The 19,935-nt window shown below is 70.3% G+C and carries 20 protein-coding genes; 14 read left to right on the forward strand and 6 right to left on the reverse strand.

The genetic code is table 11. The annotated features are described in order from the left end of the window. Positions 1–12: 12 nt before the first annotated feature. The gene (locus ASH02_RS01940) at positions 13–1,386 is read right to left on the reverse strand and encodes an FAD-binding oxidoreductase (protein ID WP_057294161.1); all 1,374 of its coding nucleotides are present in this window, start codon (positions 1,384–1,386) and stop codon (positions 13–15) included. A 197-nt stretch (positions 1,387–1,583) separates the two neighbouring features. On the opposite strand from ASH02_RS01940, the gene ASH02_RS01945 reads away from it, so the two are divergent. Further along, entirely contained in the window at positions 1,584–2,351 is a 768-nt protein-coding gene (locus tag ASH02_RS01945) for a sensor histidine kinase (RefSeq protein ID WP_057294162.1), read from the forward strand. After that, positions 2,348–3,013, forward strand: a complete 666-nt coding sequence (locus ASH02_RS01950) for a response regulator (RefSeq protein ID WP_056683897.1) — start codon at positions 2,348–2,350, stop codon at positions 3,011–3,013. The genes ASH02_RS01945 and ASH02_RS01950 overlap by 4 nt, the downstream gene beginning before the upstream one ends. Before the next feature lie 49 nt (positions 3,014–3,062). Here the strand turns inward: ASH02_RS01950 and ASH02_RS01955 are convergent, their stop codons facing one another. The 3 genes from ASH02_RS01955 to ASH02_RS01965 form a co-directional block, all read right to left on the reverse strand. Continuing rightward, positions 3,063–3,755: a 2'-5' RNA ligase family protein gene (locus ASH02_RS01955; RefSeq protein WP_162262567.1), complete on the reverse strand. Its 693-nt coding sequence runs from the start codon at positions 3,753–3,755 to the stop codon at positions 3,063–3,065. A gap of 52 nt (positions 3,756–3,807) precedes the next feature. Further along, entirely contained in the window at positions 3,808–4,638 is an 831-nt protein-coding gene (locus tag ASH02_RS01960) for an SMP-30/gluconolactonase/LRE family protein (RefSeq protein WP_057294164.1), read from the reverse strand. A gap of 69 nt (positions 4,639–4,707) precedes the next feature. Continuing rightward, a complete protein-coding gene (locus ASH02_RS01965) occupies positions 4,708–5,115 on the reverse strand; it encodes a MerR family transcriptional regulator (RefSeq protein WP_200959033.1) in 408 nt (135 codons plus the stop codon). Positions 5,116–5,206: 91 nt separating this feature from the next. Between ASH02_RS01965 and ASH02_RS01970 the strand changes: the two genes are divergently transcribed. From ASH02_RS01970 to ASH02_RS02020, 11 genes are all read left to right on the forward strand, one after another. Further along, positions 5,207–6,700: a SulP family inorganic anion transporter gene (locus tag ASH02_RS01970; RefSeq protein WP_082620771.1), complete on the forward strand. Its 1,494-nt coding sequence runs from the start codon at positions 5,207–5,209 to the stop codon at positions 6,698–6,700. Positions 6,701–6,740: 40 nt separating this feature from the next. Then, complete coding sequence (locus tag ASH02_RS01975; RefSeq protein ID WP_056683882.1) at positions 6,741–7,766, forward strand: LysR family transcriptional regulator; 1,026 nt, start codon at positions 6,741–6,743, stop codon at positions 7,764–7,766. Positions 7,767–7,919: 153 nt separating this feature from the next. Further along, the gene (locus ASH02_RS01980; RefSeq protein ID WP_056683879.1) at positions 7,920–8,714 is read left to right on the forward strand and encodes an enoyl-CoA hydratase-related protein; all 795 of its coding nucleotides are present in this window, start codon (positions 7,920–7,922) and stop codon (positions 8,712–8,714) included. 23 nt (positions 8,715–8,737) lie between these two features. Further along, positions 8,738–10,060, forward strand: coding sequence for an MFS transporter (locus tag ASH02_RS01985; RefSeq protein WP_200950094.1), 1,323 nt, complete (start codon positions 8,738–8,740; stop codon positions 10,058–10,060). After that, positions 10,057–11,244, forward strand: coding sequence for a CaiB/BaiF CoA transferase family protein (locus tag ASH02_RS01990; protein WP_056683877.1), 1,188 nt, complete (start codon positions 10,057–10,059; stop codon positions 11,242–11,244). The genes ASH02_RS01985 and ASH02_RS01990 overlap by 4 nt, the downstream gene beginning before the upstream one ends. Positions 11,245–11,317: 73 nt before the next feature. Continuing rightward, positions 11,318–12,466 carry an acyl-CoA dehydrogenase family protein gene (locus tag ASH02_RS01995; protein ID WP_056683875.1) on the forward strand — a complete coding sequence of 383 codons (1,149 nt, stop codon included), beginning with the start codon at positions 11,318–11,320 and terminating at the stop codon, positions 12,464–12,466. Between the two features lie 7 nt (positions 12,467–12,473). Then, positions 12,474–13,238: an SDR family NAD(P)-dependent oxidoreductase gene (locus ASH02_RS02000; protein WP_056683871.1), complete on the forward strand. Its 765-nt coding sequence runs from the start codon at positions 12,474–12,476 to the stop codon at positions 13,236–13,238. Then, positions 13,235–14,017 carry a crotonase/enoyl-CoA hydratase family protein gene (locus tag ASH02_RS02005; RefSeq protein ID WP_056683869.1) on the forward strand — a complete coding sequence of 261 codons (783 nt, stop codon included), beginning with the start codon at positions 13,235–13,237 and terminating at the stop codon, positions 14,015–14,017. Before ASH02_RS02000 ends, ASH02_RS02005 begins: the two co-directional genes overlap by 4 nt. Positions 14,018–14,054: 37 nt before the next feature. Next, positions 14,055–15,218, forward strand: coding sequence for a thiolase family protein (locus tag ASH02_RS02010; RefSeq protein WP_056683866.1), 1,164 nt, complete (start codon positions 14,055–14,057; stop codon positions 15,216–15,218). Further along, positions 15,215–16,204: an NAD(P)H-dependent flavin oxidoreductase gene (locus ASH02_RS02015; protein WP_056683864.1), complete on the forward strand. Its 990-nt coding sequence runs from the start codon at positions 15,215–15,217 to the stop codon at positions 16,202–16,204. Before ASH02_RS02010 ends, ASH02_RS02015 begins: the two co-directional genes overlap by 4 nt. A 4-nt stretch (positions 16,205–16,208) precedes the next feature. Then, positions 16,209–17,855, forward strand: coding sequence for an acyl-CoA dehydrogenase family protein (locus tag ASH02_RS02020; protein ID WP_056683859.1), 1,647 nt, complete (start codon positions 16,209–16,211; stop codon positions 17,853–17,855). Positions 17,856–17,886: 31 nt separating this feature from the next. On the opposite strand, the gene ASH02_RS02025 is transcribed toward ASH02_RS02020, so the two are convergent. Together ASH02_RS02025 and ASH02_RS02030 are read right to left on the reverse strand one after the other, a co-directional pair. After that, positions 17,887–18,339: a cytidine deaminase family protein gene (locus tag ASH02_RS02025; protein WP_057294167.1), complete on the reverse strand. Its 453-nt coding sequence runs from the start codon at positions 18,337–18,339 to the stop codon at positions 17,887–17,889. Positions 18,340–18,388: 49 nt separating this feature from the next. Continuing rightward, positions 18,389–19,159, reverse strand: a complete 771-nt coding sequence (locus ASH02_RS02030; RefSeq protein WP_057294168.1) for a TetR/AcrR family transcriptional regulator — start codon at positions 19,157–19,159, stop codon at positions 18,389–18,391. A gap of 116 nt (positions 19,160–19,275) precedes the next feature. Here ASH02_RS02030 and ASH02_RS02035 point away from each other — a divergent pair, with 116 nt between their 5' ends. Further along, positions 19,276–19,677: a VOC family protein gene (locus tag ASH02_RS02035; protein WP_056891747.1), complete on the forward strand. Its 402-nt coding sequence runs from the start codon at positions 19,276–19,278 to the stop codon at positions 19,675–19,677. The last annotated feature ends 258 nt before the right edge of the window (positions 19,678–19,935 follow it).

Genomic DNA, 19,935 nt, shown 5'->3' on the forward strand with positions numbered 1-19,935 from the left:
ACGACGCGGCTGTCATCGTCGATCTGCCGTCCGTGGACGCGGGAGCCCGTCGCCGGGGAGCACGTTGTGGTTGTGCGCGAACACGTTGCCCGGGTCGTAGGCGCGCTTGACCAGGGACAGGCGGGCGTACGTCGCCGGCGGGTACGCCGCGGCCACGTCCGCGGCCGACGCCGAGCCCTGGAAGTTCGTGTAGCTGCCGATGCCCCGCGCGGCGACCGGCTCCCACGGCTGCAGTGCCCTGGCCACGTCGTCGTCCGTCGCCGACTCCGGCAGCATGGCCATGCACAGCACCATCGCCTCGGCGTCACGATGGGCGAACGCCGTGGCCTCGCGCTGCACCCGGGAGAACGCACCACCCAGGCTGCGCAGGGCGACCATGGCCGGGGCAGGGCTGCGGTGCAGTCGGTCGATCGCCGCGACGACCTCGTCGTTGACCGAACGCACGAGGGTGTTGCGCCCCGCGACCCTGAGCCCCGGCGGCGCCGCGGCGTCCTCGAGCAGGTCGGCGTACCGGCACTCGGAGATGCTGGCCCGGAGCACCGTGCCCAGCTCGAGGAGCGGCTCGATGGCGTCGTTGGCGGCGGCCACGTCGCCCTGTCCCGCGTAGCAGAGCAGGACCATCGCCTCGGGGATCTGGTCCGGCACCGCCGGCGGGAGCACCAGGGTGCTGGTCAGCTCCTCCGGCGCCGCACGCATCGCGTCGCGCCAACGCACGACCAGCTCGGCCACGTCGTCGAGCTGGTAGGTCACCGTGCCTCGGTGCACCGTGGCCACCGGCTGGGCGACGAAGTCGAAGGAGACCACGACGCCGAAGTTGCCACCGCCACCGCGCAGGGCCCAGAAGAGCTGGGGGTTCTCCGTCGCCGAGGCGGTGAGCAGCCGCCCCCCGGCAGTCACCACGCGCGCGGCGACGAGGTTGTCGATGGCCAGGCCGTGACGGCGCACCATCCACCCGAAGCCGCCACCGAGGGTGAGCCCGCCGACTCCGACGCCGGCGGTGTCGCCGGAGGTCAACGCCCAGCCCCGCGGGTCGAGCGCCTCGGCCACCCGGCCCCACGTGGCACCGCCTCCGACGCGCACCACGCGGCGATCGACGTCGAGAACCTCGATGCCGTCGAGGTGGCGGAGGTCGATCACCATGCCGCCGGTGTTCGTCCCGTGGCCGAGCAGGCTGTGGCCTCCCGACCTGACCGAGACGGCCAGGCCACGTCGTACGGCGTGGGCCAGCGCGGCCGCGACCTCGTCGGCGTCACGAGGCCGGACCACCAGCTCCGGGGCTCCGGTGCCGAAGAACACCCGCGCCGCGTCGTCGTACTCCTCGTCGCCGGGTGCCACGGTCTCGGTGTCCAACGTGCCGGTGGCCGTCGTCGTGTCCTGCAGGCTCATGCGCTTCTCCCTCGTTCGTCCGATGTCGATGCCGTCGATCGTTCGCGAAACGAGCCCTGACCGCGTCGGCCCAGGGGCGTCACTTCCGGCTACCCGCCGGACCGGTCCGCGGCCGCGTCCGTACTCCCGGCGGAGTAGGCCGGCCCTACTCCCCATGACGGATGCGCGTCCTGGGCCGGGACCCTAGGCTCGGAGGCATGCGCACAGATCGTGGATGGGCGAGGTTCTACCGCACCGGCTGGATGGTCTCCGCGGTGTTCGGGGTGATGGCGGCCCACCAGTGGAAGGCGCACGTCGCCGAGATGGAGAAGCGCGCCGAGGAGGCCGAACGCACGCACGAGGAGGAGACCCGCCGGCTCGCCGTCGAGGAACGGCTGCGGATCGCCCGCGAGCTGCACGACTCCCTGACCCACAGCATCTCGGTGATCAAGGTGCAGGCCGGGGTGGCCACCCACCTGGCGAGGAAGAACGGCGAGGAGCCGTCGCCGGCGCTGCTCGCGATCCAGGAGGCCAGCAGTGACGCGGTGCGTGAGCTGCGCTCGACCCTCGACGTGCTGCGTCGCGACGAGGACGGCGGCGGTGGCGGGCTGGAGCGGGTGCCGACCCTGGTGGAGCGGGCCCGGTCGACGGGGCTGCCGACCAGCTACCGGATCCGTGGACGGGTACGCCGCGTGCCGTCGGAGGTCGAGCAGACCGCCTACCGGGTCGTGCAGGAAGCCCTGACGAACGTGACGCGGCATGCCGGGTCGGCGAACGTGGCCGTCGAGCTGACGTACGACGAGCGGACCCTGACCGTGCGGGTCGAGGACGACGGAGCGGGTTCACGTCGGCCGCCGGTGCCGGGCTACGGCCTGGTCGGGATGCGCGAACGCGTCACCGCGCTCGGCGGGAACCTGAGGGCCGAGCCCGGCGCCGACCGGGGATTCACGGTGCTTGCCGAGCTCCCGGCGGAACCCGCCTCGTGATCCGGGTGGTGCTGGTCGACGACCAGCCGCTGATCCGGATGGGCATCCGCGCGCTCCTCGACGCCGAGGACGACATCAGCGTGGTCGGCGAGGCCGGCAACGGTCGCGAGGGCGTCGCCCTGGCGGAGGAGCACCGCCCCGACATCGTGCTGATGGACGTGCAGATGCCGGAGATGGACGGCATCGAGGCGACCCGGCGGATCACCGGCGAGGACGACCTCGCCGGAGTGCACGTGGTGATGCTGACCAACTACGGGCTCGACGAGTACGTCTTCAACGCCCTGCGCGCGGGCGCGGCCGGCTTCGTGGTCAAGGACGCCGAGCCGGACGACCTGCTGCAGGCCCTGCGAGTGACCATGCGCGGTGACGCGTTGCTCTCGCCCGCCGTCACCAGGCGGTTGATCAGCGAGTTCGTGGCCCGTCCGGCCGACGTCCTCTCCGGCGTGGAGCTGGACCGTCTGACGAACCGGGAGCGTGAGGTCGTCGCCCTGGTCGCGCACGGGCTGAGCAACGACGAGATCGCCGACCGCATGGTGCTCAGCCCGATGACCGCCAAGACGCACGTCAGCCGGTCGATGACCAAGCTCGGGGCCCGCGACCGCGCACAGCTGGTGGTCTTCGCCTACGAGTCCGGGCTGGTCGCTCCGCGCACCACCACCTGAGCCCGGCGGCCCGTCGGGTCAGCACGGGTCGGGTCAGCAAGCGGTCGGGTCAACGCTGGTCGCCGACGAGGAAGCGACGGCGCAGTCTCCGGTGCTGTGGGCCGGCGCGGTGCTGCGGCTCACCGCCGCGGGAATGTCCCGGCCGCAGGAGCTGCGCGGGAACCGGCTCGAGGCGCACGGCCGAGACCGTGGCCCGGATCGGCAGGTCGTCGACCGACCCGACTGCGGACGTGACGGTGCCGGGGGTGTCGGCGTCCATCGCCAGCGTGCAGTGCGGCAGCCAGGTGCCGGGACGGTAGTAGTCCCAGTTGCCGTGCACCTGCGCGGGCTCCGCGTCGAGGGCCGCATGGACGTCGCGGTGCAGGGTCACCAGATCGACCGTGGGGCTGACCGCGAGGAACGCGGGGGCCTTGTCGCTGACGAAGAAGCCGACCGCGGTCAGGTCAACGGCCAGGCCCCGTGCCCGGGAGAGCACTGGATCCAGCACCGTTTCCACATGCTCCAGGTCGAAGGCCCGGGCGATGGCGAGCGTGACATGAGGTCGGTACTCCGGGCCGTGTGACCACCGCACCGGCCTGGTGCCGTGGTCGTCGAGGGCGTCCCAGATGCGATGGACCCGCTGCTCGGCCGGGTCGTCGAGATGGAGGAGTACGGCGAAGTGCTCACCCGCCTTTGCGGATCTCTGGACGGGGATCCGCACGTCCATCGTGCCGTTGTGCGCCACGAGGGAACACAATGGCACGTCTGCCGCCTCACGGCCAGAGTCAACGCCCGACCCGTGCCGAGCGTGTTCGTCACGGGAACCCGGCACCGCCGTGTCGTACCGGGAAGGCACCGAGGACGCCACTGGGCGGCGCATCGTCGGGACCGCCGTAGTCCTGGCCGACCACGAACAGTGTCGGCTCGCCCGCGCGGCTGAGCGTGCACGAGAACGCACCGCGGGCGAAGGCGATCGTGTCGAGGAGCTCGCCGCCCTCACGCACCCGACGGCAGTGTGCGTTGCCGACGTCGGCGTACCAGATCGCGCCGGTCTCATCGAGGCAGATGCCGTCGGGGTGGTCGCCGGGCGTCTCCGCCCAGACCCGCCGTCCGGACAGGGTCCCGTCCGCGCTGATGTCGTACGCCGTCAGCTGCTCGGCGTGCGACTCGGCCACGACCAGCGTGCTGCCGTCGGCCGTGACCGCCATCCCGTTGGGGAACTGGAGGTCGTCGGCGACCTCGGAGGCCCGGCCGTCACCGGTCACCAGCACCACGATGCCCGGGCGCGGTTCGCCACCGGGGAAGTCGTACCCGATGTTGTTGACGTAGACGTTGCCACGCCCGTCGACGACGATGTCGTTGTACGGCGTGGAGGCGAGGCCGGCCAGGTCGGCGTACGTCGTCAGCGAGCCGTCGGCCTCGCGCCGCAACAGGGCACGGTCCGCGGACGAGACCAGCAGCAGGTCTCCGTCCGGGAGGAAGTCGAAGCACAACGGGAACGACGCGACCTCGGCCTCGACCCGTTCACCGCTGCCGTCGGGCTCCACGGAGGAGACACGTCCGCGGGCCCAGTCGGAGACCCACACCCGCCCGTCCCTCCAGCGGGGTGACTCCCCGAACACGATCCCTTCGATGATGGTCTCCATGGCTGCCTCCTGGTCGGGTTCCAGTGCAGACCCGAGGACTCGTCCGGAATCATCGTGCGGTCGACGGCGTCAGGACAGCTGCTGCCCCAGCAGGTCGATGAACTCGTCGGCCATGGCGAGCTGCCGCTCCAGCTTCTCGCGGCGCTCTCCGGCGTCGGCAAGGATGCCCACCAGTCGCTCGCGGGCCACGTCGTGCCGATCTGCCGTGGCGGGGTCGCGAACCGTCTCGAGGTCGCGCATCGCCGCGCTCATCTGCTCGAGGGTGAAGCCGAGCGGCTTCATCCTCCGGATCACCAGGATCTTCTCGACGTCGGACTCGGTGTAGAGCCGGAAACCACCGTCAGTGCGCCCGGAGGGTCGGAGCAGGCCGACCTCGTCCCAGTGCCGCAGGCTGCGCAGGGACAGCTCGGTGCGGGTGGCGACCTCGCCAATGTGCATCACTGCAGGGCCGTCCGCTGCGGCGGGTTCGCTGGTCACAGGTGGTCCCTCTCACGTCACTGTCGATGCCAACCCTCACGTTACGTGAGGTTAGGGTGGTGCGCTGTCAGCCGGCCATGAACGGAGCCCCGTGAGCACCACCCTGCCCCACGAACCCGAGCCGACCGTGCGCGCGGCCCTGCGTTCTCCACGGCTCCTGCGCACCGAGGTCCTGGCCGGACTCGTGGTGGCCCTGGCGTTGATTCCCGAGGCGATCTCGTTCTCGATCATCGCGGGCGTCGACCCGCGGGTCGGACTCTTCGCCTCGTTCACGATGGCGGTGGCGATCTCGTTCCTCGGCGGGCGTCCGGCGATGATCTCGGCAGCCACCGGTGCCGTGGCCCTGGTCATCGCGCCGGTGATGCGCGACCACGGCTACGACTACCTGATCGCGACTGTGCTCCTGGGCGGCCTGATCCAGGTCGCGCTCGCGCTGGCCGGAGTGGCCAGGCTGATGCGGTTCATCCCGCGCTCGGTGATGGTGGGCTTCGTCAACGCCCTGGCCATCCTCATCTTCGAGGCCCAGGTCGACCACCTGGTCGACGTACCGTGGGCGGTCTATCCGATGATCGCCGTCGGCATTGCCGTGATCGTCGGATTCCCGCGGGTCAACAAGGTCGTCCCGGCGCCACTGGTCGCGATCGTCGCTCTCACCGCATTCACGGTCGTCGGCGCCGTCAACGTGCCGGACGTCGGCGACCAGGGCGACCTGCCCGACAGCCTGCCGACCTGGTTCCTGCCCGACGTGCCGCTGACCCTCGACACGTTGCAGGTGATCGCGCCGTACGCACTGGCCATGGCCGTCGTGGGACTGCTGGAGTCGCTGCTGACCGCCAAGCTCGTCGACGACATCACCGACACCCAGTCCGACAAGACCCGTGAGGCCTGGGGCCAGGGCGCCGCCAACGTGGTCACCGGGTTCTTCGGTGGCATGGGCGGCTGCGCCATGATCGGCCAGACGATGATCAACGTGAAGGTCTCCGGTGCCCGCACGCGCATCTCGACCTTCCTGGCCGGCACGTTCCTGCTGGTCCTCGTGGTCGGGTTCGGTGACGTCGTGGCGTTGATCCCGATGGCGGCTCTGGTCGCCGTGATGGTGATGGTGTCGGTGGGCACCTTCGACTGGCACAGCATTCGGCCGGCGACGTTGCGCCGCATGCCCAGGTCCGAGACGAGCGTGATGGTGGCGACCGTCGTGGTCACCGTCGCGACCCACAACCTCGCGATCGGGGTCGTGGTCGGCGTGCTGGTCGCGATGACGCTGTTCGCCCGCCGGGTCGCACACCTCACGGAGACCCACCGGGAGCTCGTCGAGGACGAGGACGGTGCGAGTGCGGTCTACCGCGTGACCGGCGAGCTGTTCTTCGCCTCCAGCAACGACCTCTACACGCAGTTCGCGTACGCCGACGACCCGGAACGCATCGTGATCGACCTCTCCGCGTCGCACGTCTGGGACGCCTCGACCGTCGCTGCGCTCGACGCGATCACGACGAAGTACGCCCGCAAGGGCAAGGTTGTCGAGATCGTCGGGCTCAACGAGAGCAGCGCCCAGCGCCACGGGAAGCTGACCGGCGAGCTGCCCTGACGACGCACCCGCATCACGGGAGACGGCTTAGGCTGCGGCCATGGATCCCCGCCAACTGGAGTACTTCCTGGCCGTGGTCGAACATGGCGGGGTCAACCGGGCGGCCACCGCACTCCACGTCGCGCAGCCTTCGCTCTCCCAGTCACTGCGCAGGCTCGAGAAGGACATCCAGGCGCAGCTGTTCCACCGGGTCGGCCGGGGCCTCGTGCTCTCCAGTGCTGGGGAGGCGCTGATCGGACCGGCGCGGCAGGTGCTCCGAGACATCGAGCTGGCCCGGGAGGCAGTCTCGGCGGTGGAGCACCTGCAGGGCGGACGCATCGACATTGCGGCGTTGTCCGACACCTCGACCGATCCGCTCTCGGTGTGGGTGGCTCAGTTCCGGGTGAAGAACCCCCTGGTGCAACTGCGAGTGGAGGAGCGGGACCGCATCGGCGAGATCGTCGACCTGGTCAAGGGCGGTGCCTGCGAGCTCGGCATCACCGTGCTGCCGGTGCACGTCAACGACCTGTCGCACGACTTCCTCGTCGACCAGCACTTCGTGGTGGTCTTCCCGCCCGGCACCCCGACCGACCTTCCCGACACCGTGGAGGTCAGCTCGCTCGACGGCGTCCCGTTCGTGATGGGCGAGCGCAACACGACCAGTCGCGACCACGTCGAGTCGATGTTGCGCGCCGGCGGCGTCGAGCCGCTCGTCGCGGTCGAGGTGCCGCAGCGTGGCGCCGTCGTACCCATGGTGCTCTCCGGTGCAGGTGCGGCAATCCTCCCGCAGCGCGTCGCCCTGGAGGCACGCCAGCGAGGCGCGGTCGTGCGCGACCTGAGCCCGCACGTGTCCTGGTCCATCGGAGCGATCCACCGCTCGGACCGCTTGACTCCCGCAGCGGCGGCCTTCCTCGACTACACCCACCAGCAGTTGGCCTCGTGGGAACGCGCGGTCGTGCGCCGAATGGCAGCCGGCGCCTCGCGAGTGGATGCCTCCGCCGAGGTGGTCGCCGCGATCGAGCGTCGGCAACGCGTGTTGTTCGACGAGATCGGACCGATCTATCCCGCAGGTCCCGCGGAGCGATAGCGCTCCGGGTCGTCGTGCACTGCTGTGGGTCGGCGTACGACTGATAGGCAATCCCAATTGAGCTGGCCCACTTTTGGTCTTGGACGCTGTCGGTGCTCCTCCCGTTTCATGTGACGTACGTCAACCACGACACGCCACACCAGGGAGCTCCACATGGCAGCACAGGTCACCTGCTCGACCACCGACTCGATCGCAACCGTCACCCTGCGCAACACCGAGCGGCGCAACGCCGTGTCCGTGCAGCTGCTCGGTGAGCTGTACGACGTCCTCGGCCGGATCGAGGCGGACGCCCGCGTGCGGGTGGTCGTGCTCACCGGCTCCGGACGCGCCTTCTGCGTGGGAGCCGACCTCGCGGCAGCGCCGGAGACGCGGTCGCTTCGTGGCGACTCTGTGGAGGCCGACACCGCGCGACTGCGCAACGCCGCCCGCGTGGCCGAGCGGCTGCACCAGATGCCGCAGGTCACGATCGCCGCGATCAACGGAGCCTGTGCCGGCGCCGGTCTCTCCCTCGCCCTGGCCACTGACCTGCGCATCGCCGCACGCAGCGCCGTCTTCAACACGGCCTTCCTGGCCGCCGGGCTCTCCGGCGACCTCGGCGCCATCTGGTTCCTCACCCGGATCCTCGGTGTGGCCAGGGCCCGCGAGCTCTTCCTCCTGCCGGGCAAGTTCGACGCCACCCGCGCCGAACACCTCGGGTTGGTCACCTCCGTCGCGGACGACGAGGAGCTCGACCAACAGACCCACCACCTCGCCACTCGACTGGCCGCGGCCGCACCCCTGGCTGCCCGGGCGATGAAGCAGAACCTGCTCGACGCCACCACCCAGCCGCTGGCCGCCTACCTCGGGTCCGAGACCGAGCGGATGGTGCGTTCCTTCCACACCGACGACGCCCGCGAGGCCGCGTCGGCCTTCCTCCAGCGCCGCGAGCCCGCCTTCGCGGGCCGTTGAGCCCTCACCGACCGGAGACACCCATGACCACGCACACCACTGAGCGCCCCACGGAGGCACCCGGCCAACGGGCCTTCCGCAGACGCGCCTGGACCGTCACGATCCTGCTCCTCGTCTTCATGCTCCTGAACTTCGCCGACAAGGCGGTGCTCGGGTTCGCCGGGGTCCAGATCATGGCCGACCTCGACATATCGGCCAAGCAGTTCGGCCTGCTGCAGAGCGCATTCTTCTGGCTGTTCGCCGTCGGCGCCGTCACCATCGGTGCACTGACCTCGCGCATCGATGCGCGCTGGCTGGTGGCCGGCCTGATGCTGGTCTGGGTGCTCACCATGGCCCCGTTGATGTGGCCGCTCGGGTTCACCGCGGTGCTGGCCTGCCGGATTGCGCTCGGGTTCGCCGAGGGCCCGGCATACGCACTGTGCACCCACATCGTGCACTCGTGGTTCCCGCCCGAGAAGCGCGGCCTGCCGGCGGGCGTGATCACCGCCGGCGCCTCGATCGGCCCGCTGATCGCGGCACCCCTGCTGACCTGGGTGATTGTCACCTGGTCGTGGCACGCCGCATTCGGCGTGTTGACCGTCGCGGGTGTGCTGTGGCTGGCCGCCTGGCTCCTGCTCGGCCGCTCGGCACCCCCCGAGGGCAGCGTGCTGGGCACCAGTGTGGTGGTGGACCCTGACACCGCCCCGGTGGAGGCGCCTCTGCGGGTCATCCTCACCACCGGCACCGTGATCGGCACCGCGCTCCTGACCTTCTTTGCCTACTGGTCCACCACGTTGAAGGTGGCCTGGCTGCCGCTCTTCCTCAGCCAGGGCCTCGGCTACGACGCGGTCACCAGCAGCCGGTTGATCACCTTCCCGTACGCCGTGGCAGCGGTCGCGGCGGTCGGTGCCGGGCTGGCCTCGAACCGACTCACCGAACGCGGTGTCAGCCGCCGCATCACCCGCGGCTACTTCGCCGGGGGGCTGGTCGTGCTGGCCGGGCTCTCGATGTACTTGTTCACGATCATCGACCGCGGGCCCCTGCAGATGGTGTTCATCACCCTCGCGTTCTCGATGAACTCCGCGGCGTACGCCGTCGCCTTCGTGGCCATCGGTGACGTCGTCCACCCGAAGCGCCGGGGCACCGTGCTCGGCTGCCTGGTCGCGTTCTACAGCATGGCGGGCGTTCTGGCGCCGCTTCTGCTCGGCTACCTGGTCGACGCCGCACCCGACGCCATCACCGGCTACAACCACGGCTTCGCGGTCACCGGCCTGTTGATGACGATCGGTGGCGCCCTGTCCCTCCTCCTGGTGCGGCCCGAGCGCGACCTGGCACGCATTCGCGAGCGTGTGGCGGCGATCCGATGAGCGCCCCGCTGGATGGCGTCCGCGTCGTCGACTTCGGACAGTTCATCGCCGCGCCCGCCGCCACCCAGGTGCTGGCCGACCTCGGCGCCGACGTGATCAAGGTCGAGCCGGTCACCGGCGAGGCAGCCCGGGTCATCGGGGTGTACGGCGAGGCGATCCTGCGCACCTACAACCGGGGCAAGCGGGCCATCGCGCTCGATCTCAAGGACCCTCGTGGTCGTGCGATCGCCGAGCGGCTCGTCGCCGAGGCCGACATCGTGGTGCAGAACCTGCGTCCAGGTGTGATGGAGAGCTTCGGACTCGATGCCTCCGCGGTGCGTGCCAGGCACCCGGGCATCGTCTACGCGACGGTCAGCGGGTTCGGCCTGCACGGCCCCTCACGCAATCGGCCCGGCCTCGACATTGCGGCCCAGGCAGAGAGCGGCATCATGTGGGTGACCGGCGAGTCCGACGGTGAGCCGCAGCGGGTGGGCTTCCCCGTGGTCGACGCCGCGGCCGCCCACGTCTTCGCCCAGGCCGTGCTCGGGGCCTTCGTCCGCAAGGTGCGCTTCGGGCTCGGCGACGAGGTCGAGGTCTCGTTGCTGGAGGTCGCCGTACACCTGCAGGGTCCCAACTGGGGCGAGTACCTGCTGACCGGACAGAGCCCGCAACGCCGCGGCAACGGGCAGCCGACCATCGCCCCCGCGGCCGACCTGATGCCCACGCTCGACGGCGCCATCGTCGTGTCGGCGTACTCGCCGCAGCACTTCGCCCGACTGTGCGGGCTGATCGGGCGCGACGACCTGCCCGGCGACCCCCGGTTCGCCACCAACGAGGACCGCGTGGCCAACCGGGCCCCGCTTCTGGTCGAGCTGCGTGCCGCGTTCGCCTCGCTGACCACTGACGCCGCGATGGATCTGCTCACGACCAACGGCGTCGTGGCCGGCCGGATCAGCGGGTACGACGAGGTGATCAAGAACCCCGACGTCGAGGCCGCCGGCCTGTTCATCGAGGCGATCGAGCCCGACGGTGCCACCCATCCGACCCTGCGTTCGCCCTGGCACCTGGGATCGGCGGAAGACGGGCCGCGCACCGCCGCCCCGCGCCTGGGTGAGCACACCGTCGAGGTGCTCGGCGCCCACGGCTACGACCCGGCGGAGATCGAGGACCTCGCTGCGGCACAGGTCATCGGCCTCGGCGGCTGACCCGAAGAACGTCCGTCCGGCCGGACCCATCGTCGTGCCCGGCCACTCATCATCACCACGACTGGAGAGAACCATGATCAGAGACATCTACGACGAAGACCACGACGCGTTCCGCGAGACCGTTCGGCAGCTGATCGACAAGGAGGTCGTGCCTCACCTCCCCGCCTGGGAGGCGGCCGGCATCGTGCCGCGCGACCTGTTCCGCAAGACCGCCGACACCGGCATCAACGGGCTCCAGATCCCCGAGCGCTTCGGCGGCGGTGGGGTCGAGAGCTTCCGCTTCAACGCGGTCGTGCTCGAGGAGATCGGTTTCGCGGCCGTGAACCTCGGCGGCCTGCAGGTGCACCTCAGCACCGTGCTGCCCTACTTCCTGGAGTTCGCCGACGAGGAGCAGAAGGAACGCTGGTTCCCCGGCTTCGCCGACGGCACCCTGGTCAGCTCGATCGCGATGACCGAGCCCGGCACCGGCTCCGACCTGGCCGGTGTGGCCACGACGGCCCGGCGTGACGGCGACGACTACATCCTCAACGGCGCCAAGACCTTCATCACCGGCGGCATCAACGCCGACCTGATCGTGGTGGTGGCCCGCACCTCCAGCGACGACAGCAACCGGCGCAAGGGCCTGTCGCTACTCGTCGTCGAGTCCGGCATGCCCGGCTTCACCCGCGGCCGCAATCTCGACAAGATCGGCCTCAAGGCGCAGGACACTGCCGAGCTCTCCTTCGACGAGGTCCGGGTGCCGGCTGCCAACCTGCTCGGCACCGAGGGCGAGGCGTTCGCCGCACTCACCTCGAACCTGCCCCAGGAGCGCCTCACCATCGCGGTGGTGGCCTACGCCACGGCCACCGCGGCGTTGAACCTTGCCATCGACTACGTCAAGGAGCGCAAGGCCTTCGGGCACCGCGTCGCGGACTTCCAGAACACGAAATTCGTGCTCGCCGAGTGCGCCACCGAGATCGAGGCGGCCCAAGCCATGGTCGACCGCGCCATCGCGGCACTCGATGCCGGCACGCTGACGGTGGCCGACGCGGCCAAGGTGAAGCTCTTCTGCACCGAGGTGCAGTCGCGGGTCATCGACAAGTGTCTCCAACTGCACGGCGGCTACGGCTACATGCGCGAATACCCGATCGCACGCCTCTACGCCGACGCGCGGGTCAGCAGGATCTTCGGCGGCACCAGCGAGGTCATGAAGAGCGTCGTCTCCAAGTCGCTGGGATTGTGAGGCTGCCATGGACATCAACGGGATCAACACCCTCGTCACCGGTGCCGCCTCAGGCCTGGGCCGGGCCACCGCCGAACGGCTGATCGCCGGCGGAGCAACCGTCACCCTGGTCGACCTGCCCTCCTCGGACGGCAAGGAGGTGGCCGCGGCACTGGGCGACCGGGCCCGGTTCGTGGCCGCCGACGTCATCGACGGCGACGAGATCGCGGCCGCGTTCGCCGTCGCCGAGGAGCAGGGCCCGGTGCGTGCGGTCGTGCACTGCGCCGGTCGCGGGCGGCCGATGCGGCTGCTCGACAAGGCCGGGGAGGCCGTCGAGCTGGAGCCCTTCGCATCGGTGATCGAGCTCAACGTGATCGGCACCTTCAACCTGCTCCGCTTCGCCGCGCAGTCGATGGCGCGGAACGTTCCGCTCGACGGCGACCGGGGTGTCTGCGTGCTGACCGCGTCCGTTGCCGCCTTCGAGGGTCAGATCGGCCAGCTCAACTACTCCGCCGCGAAGGCCGCTGTGGTCGGCATGACCCTGCCGGCCGCCCGTGACCTGGCCGGCATCGGCGTCCGCGTCTGCACGATCGCCCCCGGCACGTTCGACACCCCGCTGCTGGCTCGCGCCCGGGCCGACGTGCGCGAGTCGCTGGCGGCCGCCGTACCGCACCCGCGTCGCCTCGGCGACCCGACCGAGTTCGCGTCGCTGGCCGCCCACATCGTCGAGAACGGCATGCTCAACGGAGAGACGATCAGGCTCGACGGCGCGATCCGGATGGCTCCCCGGTGACCGCCTCGGCAGTCAGCGCCGAACCAGTGCTGCTCGAACGGCACGGCGCCGTACTCGTCATCACGCTCGACCGTCCTGAGGCCCGCAACGCGATCGACCTGCGCACGGCGCAGGCGATCGGCGCGGCCGTCGAGACCCTCGAGTCGGACCGGTCACTGGCGGCCGGCGTGATCGCGGCCAACGGCCCCACGTTCTGCGCGGGCATGGACCTCAAGGCGCACCTGCGCGGCGAGCGACCCCGCACCGAGACGGGTGGGTTCGCCGGACTGGTCGAGGCGCCGCCGACCAAGCCGTTGATCGCGGCCGTGGAGGGCAGCGCCCTCGGTGGCGGCTTCGAGATCGTGCTGGCCTGCGACCTCGTGGTTGCCTCCACTCCCGCCTCGTTCGGCCTGCCCGAGGTCAAGCGTGGACTGGTGGCTGCGGCCGGAGGGCTGACCCGCCTGCCCGTGTCGCTGCCGCGCGCGGTGGCGCTGGAGATGATCCTCACCGGTGACTCGTTCCCCGCCGCGGACCTTGCGAAGTTCGGCCTGGTCAACCGACTGGTCGAGCCGGGGCAGGCCCTCGCGACGGCGGTCGACCTGGCGCTTCGGATCGCCGAGAACGGACCTCTCGCCGTCCACACCAGCAAACGCGTTGTCGTCGAGTCGGTCGACTGGCCGCCCGACGAGGAGTTCGCCCGCCTGCGCGAGGCCGCTGCCCTGGTCTTCGCCTCCGCCGACGCCCGTGAAGGTGCCCGCGCCTTTGCCGAGCGCCGCCAGCCTGCTTGGTCCGGCAGCTGACCAGTCTCCCCACATCCCCACCACGGAAGGACTTCGCATGCGTGACGCAGTCATCGTCGAAGCAGTTCGCACTCCCATCGGTCGCCGTAAGGGCGCCCTCGCCGAGACCCACCCCGTCGACCTCTCCGCAGCGGTGCTGCACGCCCTCGCCGAGCGCTCCGGCATCGACCTCTCCCTCGTCGACGACGTCATGTGGGGCTGCGTCGGCCAGGTCGGCGAGCAGTCCGCCAACGTCGGTCGCAACGCCGTGCTCGCCGCAGGTTGGCCCGAGCATGTCCCCGGCACCACCATCGACCGGCAGTGCGGGTCGAGCCAGCAGGCACTTCACTTCGCGGCCGCGACGGTCATCGCCGGTCACGCCGACGTGGTCGTCGCTGGTGGCGTCGAGTCGATGAGCCGCGTGCCGATGGGTTCGGCAAGGAACGCCGGTCCGGGCCAGCCGTTCGGGCCTCTCATGCGCGCCAGGTACGACGACTTCGCGTTCAACCAGGGCACCGGCGCGGAGATCCTCGCCCGTCGCCACGACCTGAGCCGGGAGCAGCTCGACGCCTACAGCCTGGAGTCGCACCGTCGAGCGGCGCGGGCCATCGACGACGGCCGCTTCGTCAAGCAGATCGCGCCGGTGGAGCTGCCCGACGGGTCGACGCTCTCCGAGGACGAGGGCGTACGACGCGAGTCGACGCTGGAGTCGTTGGCCGGGTTGAAGCCGGCATTCGAGGAAGACGGCAGGGTCACCGCGGGCAACGCGTCGCAGATCTCCGACGGCGCCGCCGCGCTGTTGGTGATGACGAGTGAGAAGGCCCGTGCGCTCGGCCTGGACCCGATCGCCCGCGTGCACACGGCTACCGTGGTCGGAGACGACCCGGTCACCATGCTGGGCGCACCGATCCCGGCGACCGCGAAGGCGTTGAAGCTGGCCGGGCTCGAGCTGGCCGACATCGGCGCGTTCGAGGTGAACGAGGCGTTCGCCAGCGTCGTCGGTGCGTGGCTCGACGCGACCGGTGCTCGGGCTGACCTGGTCAACCCGCTGGGTGGTGCCATCGCGCTGGGCCACCCGCTCGGCGGCTCCGGTGCCCGGATCGCCACGACGCTCGTGCACCACCTGCGCGACGAGGGCCTGCGCTACGGCCTGCAGACCATGTGCGAGGCCGGCGGCCTGGCCAACGCGACGATCTTCGAGAACCTGGCGGCCGAGTCATGAGCCTCCCCCCGATCCTGCGTGACCGGCTGCGACTGCCGGTCGTCGCCTCACCGATGTTCACCGTCTCCGGGCCCGACCTGGTGATCGCCCAGTGCGCCTCTGGGGTGGTCGGATCGTTCCCGTCGCTCAACGCGCGGCCCCAGGAGCTGCTCGAGGAGTGGCTGACCACCATCACCGACGCGCTGGCCAAGCACGACGCCAATCACCCGGAGGCGCCAGCTGCGCCGTACGCCGTGAACCTGATCGTGCACCGCACCAACGCCCGGCTCGAGGCCGACCTCGAGACCGTCGTGCGTCACGAGGTGCCGATCGTGATCACCTCGCTGGGTGCGCGCTCCGAGGTGAACGAGGCCGTGCACGCCTACGGCGGCATCGTGCTGCACGACGTGATCCACGACGGGTTCGCGCGCAAGGCCGTGGCGAAGGGCGCCGACGGGTTGATCGCCGTCGCCGCGGGTGCCGGCGGACACGGCGGCTCCCAGTCGCCGTTCGCGCTGGTGCAGGAGATCCGCACCTGGTTCGACGGTCCCTTGGTGCTCTCGGGTGCCATCGCCCACGGCCGTTCGGTGCTGGCAGCGCAGGCCGCGGGAGCCGACCTCGCCTACGTGGGCTCGGCGTTCATCGCGACCCATGAGGCGCTCGCCGGTGACCGCTACAAGCGGATGGTCGTGGACTCGGGCGCATCCGACATCGTGCACTCCGACCTGTTCACCGGGGTGCCGGGCAACTACCTGCGCGGCAGCATCGAGGCTTCGGGCCTCGATCCCGACCGCCTCGCCGAGGAGGACCGGGCCACCATGAGCTGGTCCGACGGAACCAGCAAGGCCAAGGCGTGGAGCCAGGTCTGGGGCTCGGGGCAGGGCATCGGCGTGGTCAACGCCGTCGGGCCGGCCGCCGCCCTGGTCGATCGACTGGCCGACGAGTACCACGCCGCACGCCTTCACCTTCTAGGTGACCGCCGACCGCACCACGCGAACAAGGAGTAGGGCCATGATCAAGGGCAACGACGTCATCAACCAGGTGCCGGAGCTGATCGACTACGACGTCTCCGCCGACCCGGCACTGCGTGAGGGAATGGTCCGCGAAGGAGCAGAATGGGCCCTTGACGACCTCACCGAGGTCGGCCGGGCGGCCGGCAGCCACGAAGTGCAGGAGTGGGGCCGTCTGGCCAACGAGAACGAGCCGATCCTGCACCGTTACGACTCGGTGGGGCACCGGATCGACGAGATCGAGTACCACCCGGCGTACCACTCGCTGATGTCGAAGGCCTGCGAGTTCGGCCTCAACGCTGCCCCGTGGTTCGACGACCGGCCGGGCACGCACGCGGCGCGCACCGCCAAGTCGTTCATCTGGGGACAGGCCGAGTCGGGTCACATGTGTCCCATCGGCATGTCGTACGCCGCCGTGCCGACCCTGCGCCACGCACCCAAGCTCGACCAGGCGTATTCAACCCAGCTCGGTACGAAGCACTACGACCCGAAGCTCCGCGCGCTCGACACGAAACCCGGTCTGGTCTTCGGCATGTCGATGACCGAGCGGCAGGGAGGTTCGGACGCGCGCGCCAACATCTCCACCGCCGCCGAACGCCCGGACGGCACCTTTGAGGTGTTCGGCCACAAGTGGTTCACCTCGGCTCCGATGTGCGACGCCTTCCTCACGCTGGTGCAGACCGAGTCCGGTCTCTCCTGCCTGTTCCTGCCGCGGGTGCTGCCTGACGACAGCCGGAACCCGATTCGTCTGGAGCGGCTCAAGGACAAGCTCGGCAACCGGTCGAACGCCTCGGCCGAGATCGAGTACCACGGCGCCACGGGCTGGCTGGTCGGCGAAGAGGGCCGCGGCGTACGGGCGATCATGGAGATGGTGAACTTCACCCGCCTCAACTGCGTCGCCATGAGCACCGCCTTCATGCGCAAGGGCCTGATGCGCGCCGTCCACCACGCGCAGCACCGCAGCGCGTTCGGCAACCGGCTGATCGAGCAGCCCCTGATGCGCAACGTGTTGGCCGACCTGACCCTGGAGTCGGAGGCCGCGGTCACTGCCCTGATGCGCCTGGGCGGTGCCACCGATCGTGCGGAGACCTCGGAGTCGGAGGCGAACGTGCGCCGGCTCGGCCTGGCCGTGATCAAGTACTGGGTGTGCAAGCGCGCCCAGGCAGTGGTCGGTGAGGCGCTGGAGTGCCTGGGCGGCAACGGCTACATCGAGAACTCCGGAATGCCACGGCTCTACCGCGAGGCGCCGCTCCAGTCGATCTGGGAAGGCGCCGGCAACGTCGCTGCCCTTGACGTGCTGCGCGCGATCCGCCGGCAGCCCGAGACCGTCGAGGCGTTCCTCGGCGAGCTGCACCTGGCTTCGGGGGGCGACCGTCGCCTGGACGCGGCCATCTCGGACCTCGAGCGTGACCTACGGGTCGACGGGGTGGACCAGGCCGATCTTGAGTTCGGCGCGCGACGTCTCGTCGAACGGCTGGCCCTGGTCTTCCAGGCCAGCCTGGTGGTGAGGCACAGCACGCCCGCGATCGCCGACGCGTTCGTCGCCTCGCGACTGGGTGGTGAGTGGGGGATCGCCTTCGGCACCCTGCCGCGTGGCATCGACATCGCAGGGATCCTCCAGCGGGTGCCGTCCGGCGTGACCGGCTGAGGCGATCACGGGCACACACCCGCAGGTCCGGTCAGGCCGTGGTGGATCCGTCCTCGAGGGACCACGCGGTGGCGAACGGCATCAGGTCGGAGATCGCGACGCTCCGCACCCCGTCGGGGGTCGGCAGGATCACCCGGATCTGCGGGTAATGGTCGAAGAGGATCTGGCGATCACGGCCGCACGGACCGATCGGCCCACGGCCGTGGTTGCCGACCGCGACGATGTGGGTGATCTCGGTCGCTCCGGCCGCGCGAGCGCTGCCGAGGGCGACCAGCTCAGCGCACGGTCCACCGGTGAAGTGATAGAGGTTGACGCCGCTGAACATGCGCCCGTCGGCGCTTCGCACGGCGGCACCCATGGTGTGTATGCCGTCCTCGTCCGGCCCGGCGTCCGTCACGCGGTCGATCGTGTCGCGCGCACACTCGGTCAGCTCGACCTCCTCGGAAGTGAGCGGCTGGGCTGGCTCGGGTCCTGTCGCGGTCACAGGGCGCAACGTATCAACGCGACGCGCCTCATGCCTCACGCCTCACGCCTCAGGCATCGTCGCCGATCAACGCGGCCAGGCCGTCGAGGGTGCGCGCCAGGCCGAAGGTCCAGGCGCGGTCGTCGGTCCACGCGCTGCCCTGGGCCTCACCGGCCGCGGAGCCGATGCGTACGGCGCGGGGGTACGCCTCGGCGTCGAACACACGGGCCAGCACCGCTTGGTTGGCGCCCCACCACTCGGCGTCGCTCATCGCGGTGTCGGTCGTCGACCGTGCGGCGTCGTGTGCCGACCGGCAGTGGCTCTGGACGAAGCCGAGCAGGTAGGCCAGGCCGGCGTCGATGTCGACCTCTGACAGCCCGGTGTCGTCGAAGGCCGCCAGCTCGTGCTCGTACTTCGCCATCACGCCCGGCCCCAGAGGCGGGCGGCTCAGGGCGGCCACCTCTGTGAGCCAGGGATGCCCGCTGAGGAGCTCGCGGTTGGCGTCGGCGACCGCGACGAGCCGCTTGCGCCAACCCAGCCTGCCCCACGGCTTGCGGGTCATCCGGAAGTAGCAGGTGTCGACCATCAGGTCGAGGAGCTCCGGCTTGCCCGGAACGTAGGTGTAGACCGACATCGCCGAGACGCCGACCTTCTCGGCCACCGCGCGCATCGTGACGGCCGCCAGTCCTTGCTCGTCCGCGAGCAGCAGCGCCGCGCCGACGACCTGCGGGACCGTCACGGAGCGCGCCGGGCCCTTGCGTCGCGGCGCCTCTGTCGGCTCGCCCCACAGCAGCGCCAGCGTGCGGCTGGGCTCCCCTGATCCGGTGCTGTTCTCGGTCATGGGAATGATTGTTGCACATTTACGTTGTACATCGTACGTTGTACGGCGTACAATGAAAGTGGCCCGGATCGATGGGCCGTGGCACGCACGACGCACAGTCGACAGGAGACCACCGCATGAAATTCACCGACACCGCGATCTCGCTCAACGTCCCCGACGTCGAGGCATCCGCCGCCTGGGTCAAGAAGCACCTGGGCTTCACCGAGGCGATGGCTGCCGACGGGTTCTGCTCACTGGCCCACCCCGAGGTCGGGTTCAACCTGATCTACCTGCGCACCGGCCTGCCGACGTTCAAGCCGGCCTCCGCTGCCGGCCGTGCCGACGGCTTGCTCGTGGTCTTCACCGTCGACGACATCGACGCCGACTACGCGCAGCTGCAGGATCGGGGAGTCGAGATCGTCACCCCGATCGAGACCGAGCCGTGGGGAGAACGCTACTTCCAGATGACCGACCCCAACGGCGTGGTCTATCAGCTCGTCCAGTGGGTGGCGCCGACCGACCCGCAGTACGCCGGCTGATCCCGGCGGTGGTGCAGGCCCAGGTGCTGCACCGCCGCCGTACGACCGTTCGACACACATTGAGAAAGCAGGTGCGACATGGTTCCCCTGTTGATCCTGGTGCTCGTCACTGTGGCCGTCAGGCTGGCCGGAGGGCGCGGTCCCTCCGGCGCGCGGCCGTGGCCGTCCGCACTGCGTTTCGGCCTGGCGGCCATGGGCGGAATCAATCGGTCTAAGCAACTCAACCCTGTTGGGTGGTGTTGTGGATGCCGAGGTATG

The sequence above is a fragment of the Nocardioides sp. Soil796 genome (assembly GCF_001429525.1).
Taxonomy (GTDB): Bacteria; Actinomycetota; Actinomycetes; order Propionibacteriales; family Nocardioidaceae; genus Nocardioides.

Bases quoted from the DNA above. Each gene is read 5' to 3' on its own strand.
- ASH02_RS01975 (WP_056683882.1), top strand. From the start codon at position 6,741: ATGGATCCCCGCCAACTGGAGTACTTCCTGGCCGTGGTCGAACATGGC.
- ASH02_RS01985 (WP_200950094.1), top strand. From the start codon at position 8,738: ATGACCACGCACACCACTGAGCGCCCCACGGAGGCACCCGGCCAACGG.
- ASH02_RS02030 (WP_057294168.1), bottom strand. From the start codon at position 19,159: ATGACCGAGAACAGCACCGGATCAGGGGAGCCCAGCCGCACGCTGGCG.
- ASH02_RS01960 (WP_057294164.1), bottom strand. From the start codon at position 4,638: ATGGAGACCATCATCGAAGGGATCGTGTTCGGGGAGTCACCCCGCTGG.
- ASH02_RS01990 (WP_056683877.1), top strand. From the start codon at position 10,057: ATGAGCGCCCCGCTGGATGGCGTCCGCGTCGTCGACTTCGGACAGTTC.
- ASH02_RS01980 (WP_056683879.1), top strand. From the start codon at position 7,920: ATGGCAGCACAGGTCACCTGCTCGACCACCGACTCGATCGCAACCGTC.
- ASH02_RS02000 (WP_056683871.1), top strand. From the start codon at position 12,474: ATGGACATCAACGGGATCAACACCCTCGTCACCGGTGCCGCCTCAGGC.
- ASH02_RS02015 (WP_056683864.1), top strand. From the start codon at position 15,215: ATGAGCCTCCCCCCGATCCTGCGTGACCGGCTGCGACTGCCGGTCGTC.
- ASH02_RS01995 (WP_056683875.1), top strand. From the start codon at position 11,318: ATGATCAGAGACATCTACGACGAAGACCACGACGCGTTCCGCGAGACC.
- ASH02_RS02020 (WP_056683859.1), top strand. From the start codon at position 16,209: ATGATCAAGGGCAACGACGTCATCAACCAGGTGCCGGAGCTGATCGAC.
- ASH02_RS02035 (WP_056891747.1), top strand. From the start codon at position 19,276: ATGAAATTCACCGACACCGCGATCTCGCTCAACGTCCCCGACGTCGAG.
- ASH02_RS02010 (WP_056683866.1), top strand. From the start codon at position 14,055: ATGCGTGACGCAGTCATCGTCGAAGCAGTTCGCACTCCCATCGGTCGC.
- ASH02_RS01945 (WP_057294162.1), top strand. From the start codon at position 1,584: ATGCGCACAGATCGTGGATGGGCGAGGTTCTACCGCACCGGCTGGATG.
- ASH02_RS01940 (WP_057294161.1), bottom strand. From the start codon at position 1,386: ATGAGCCTGCAGGACACGACGACGGCCACCGGCACGTTGGACACCGAG.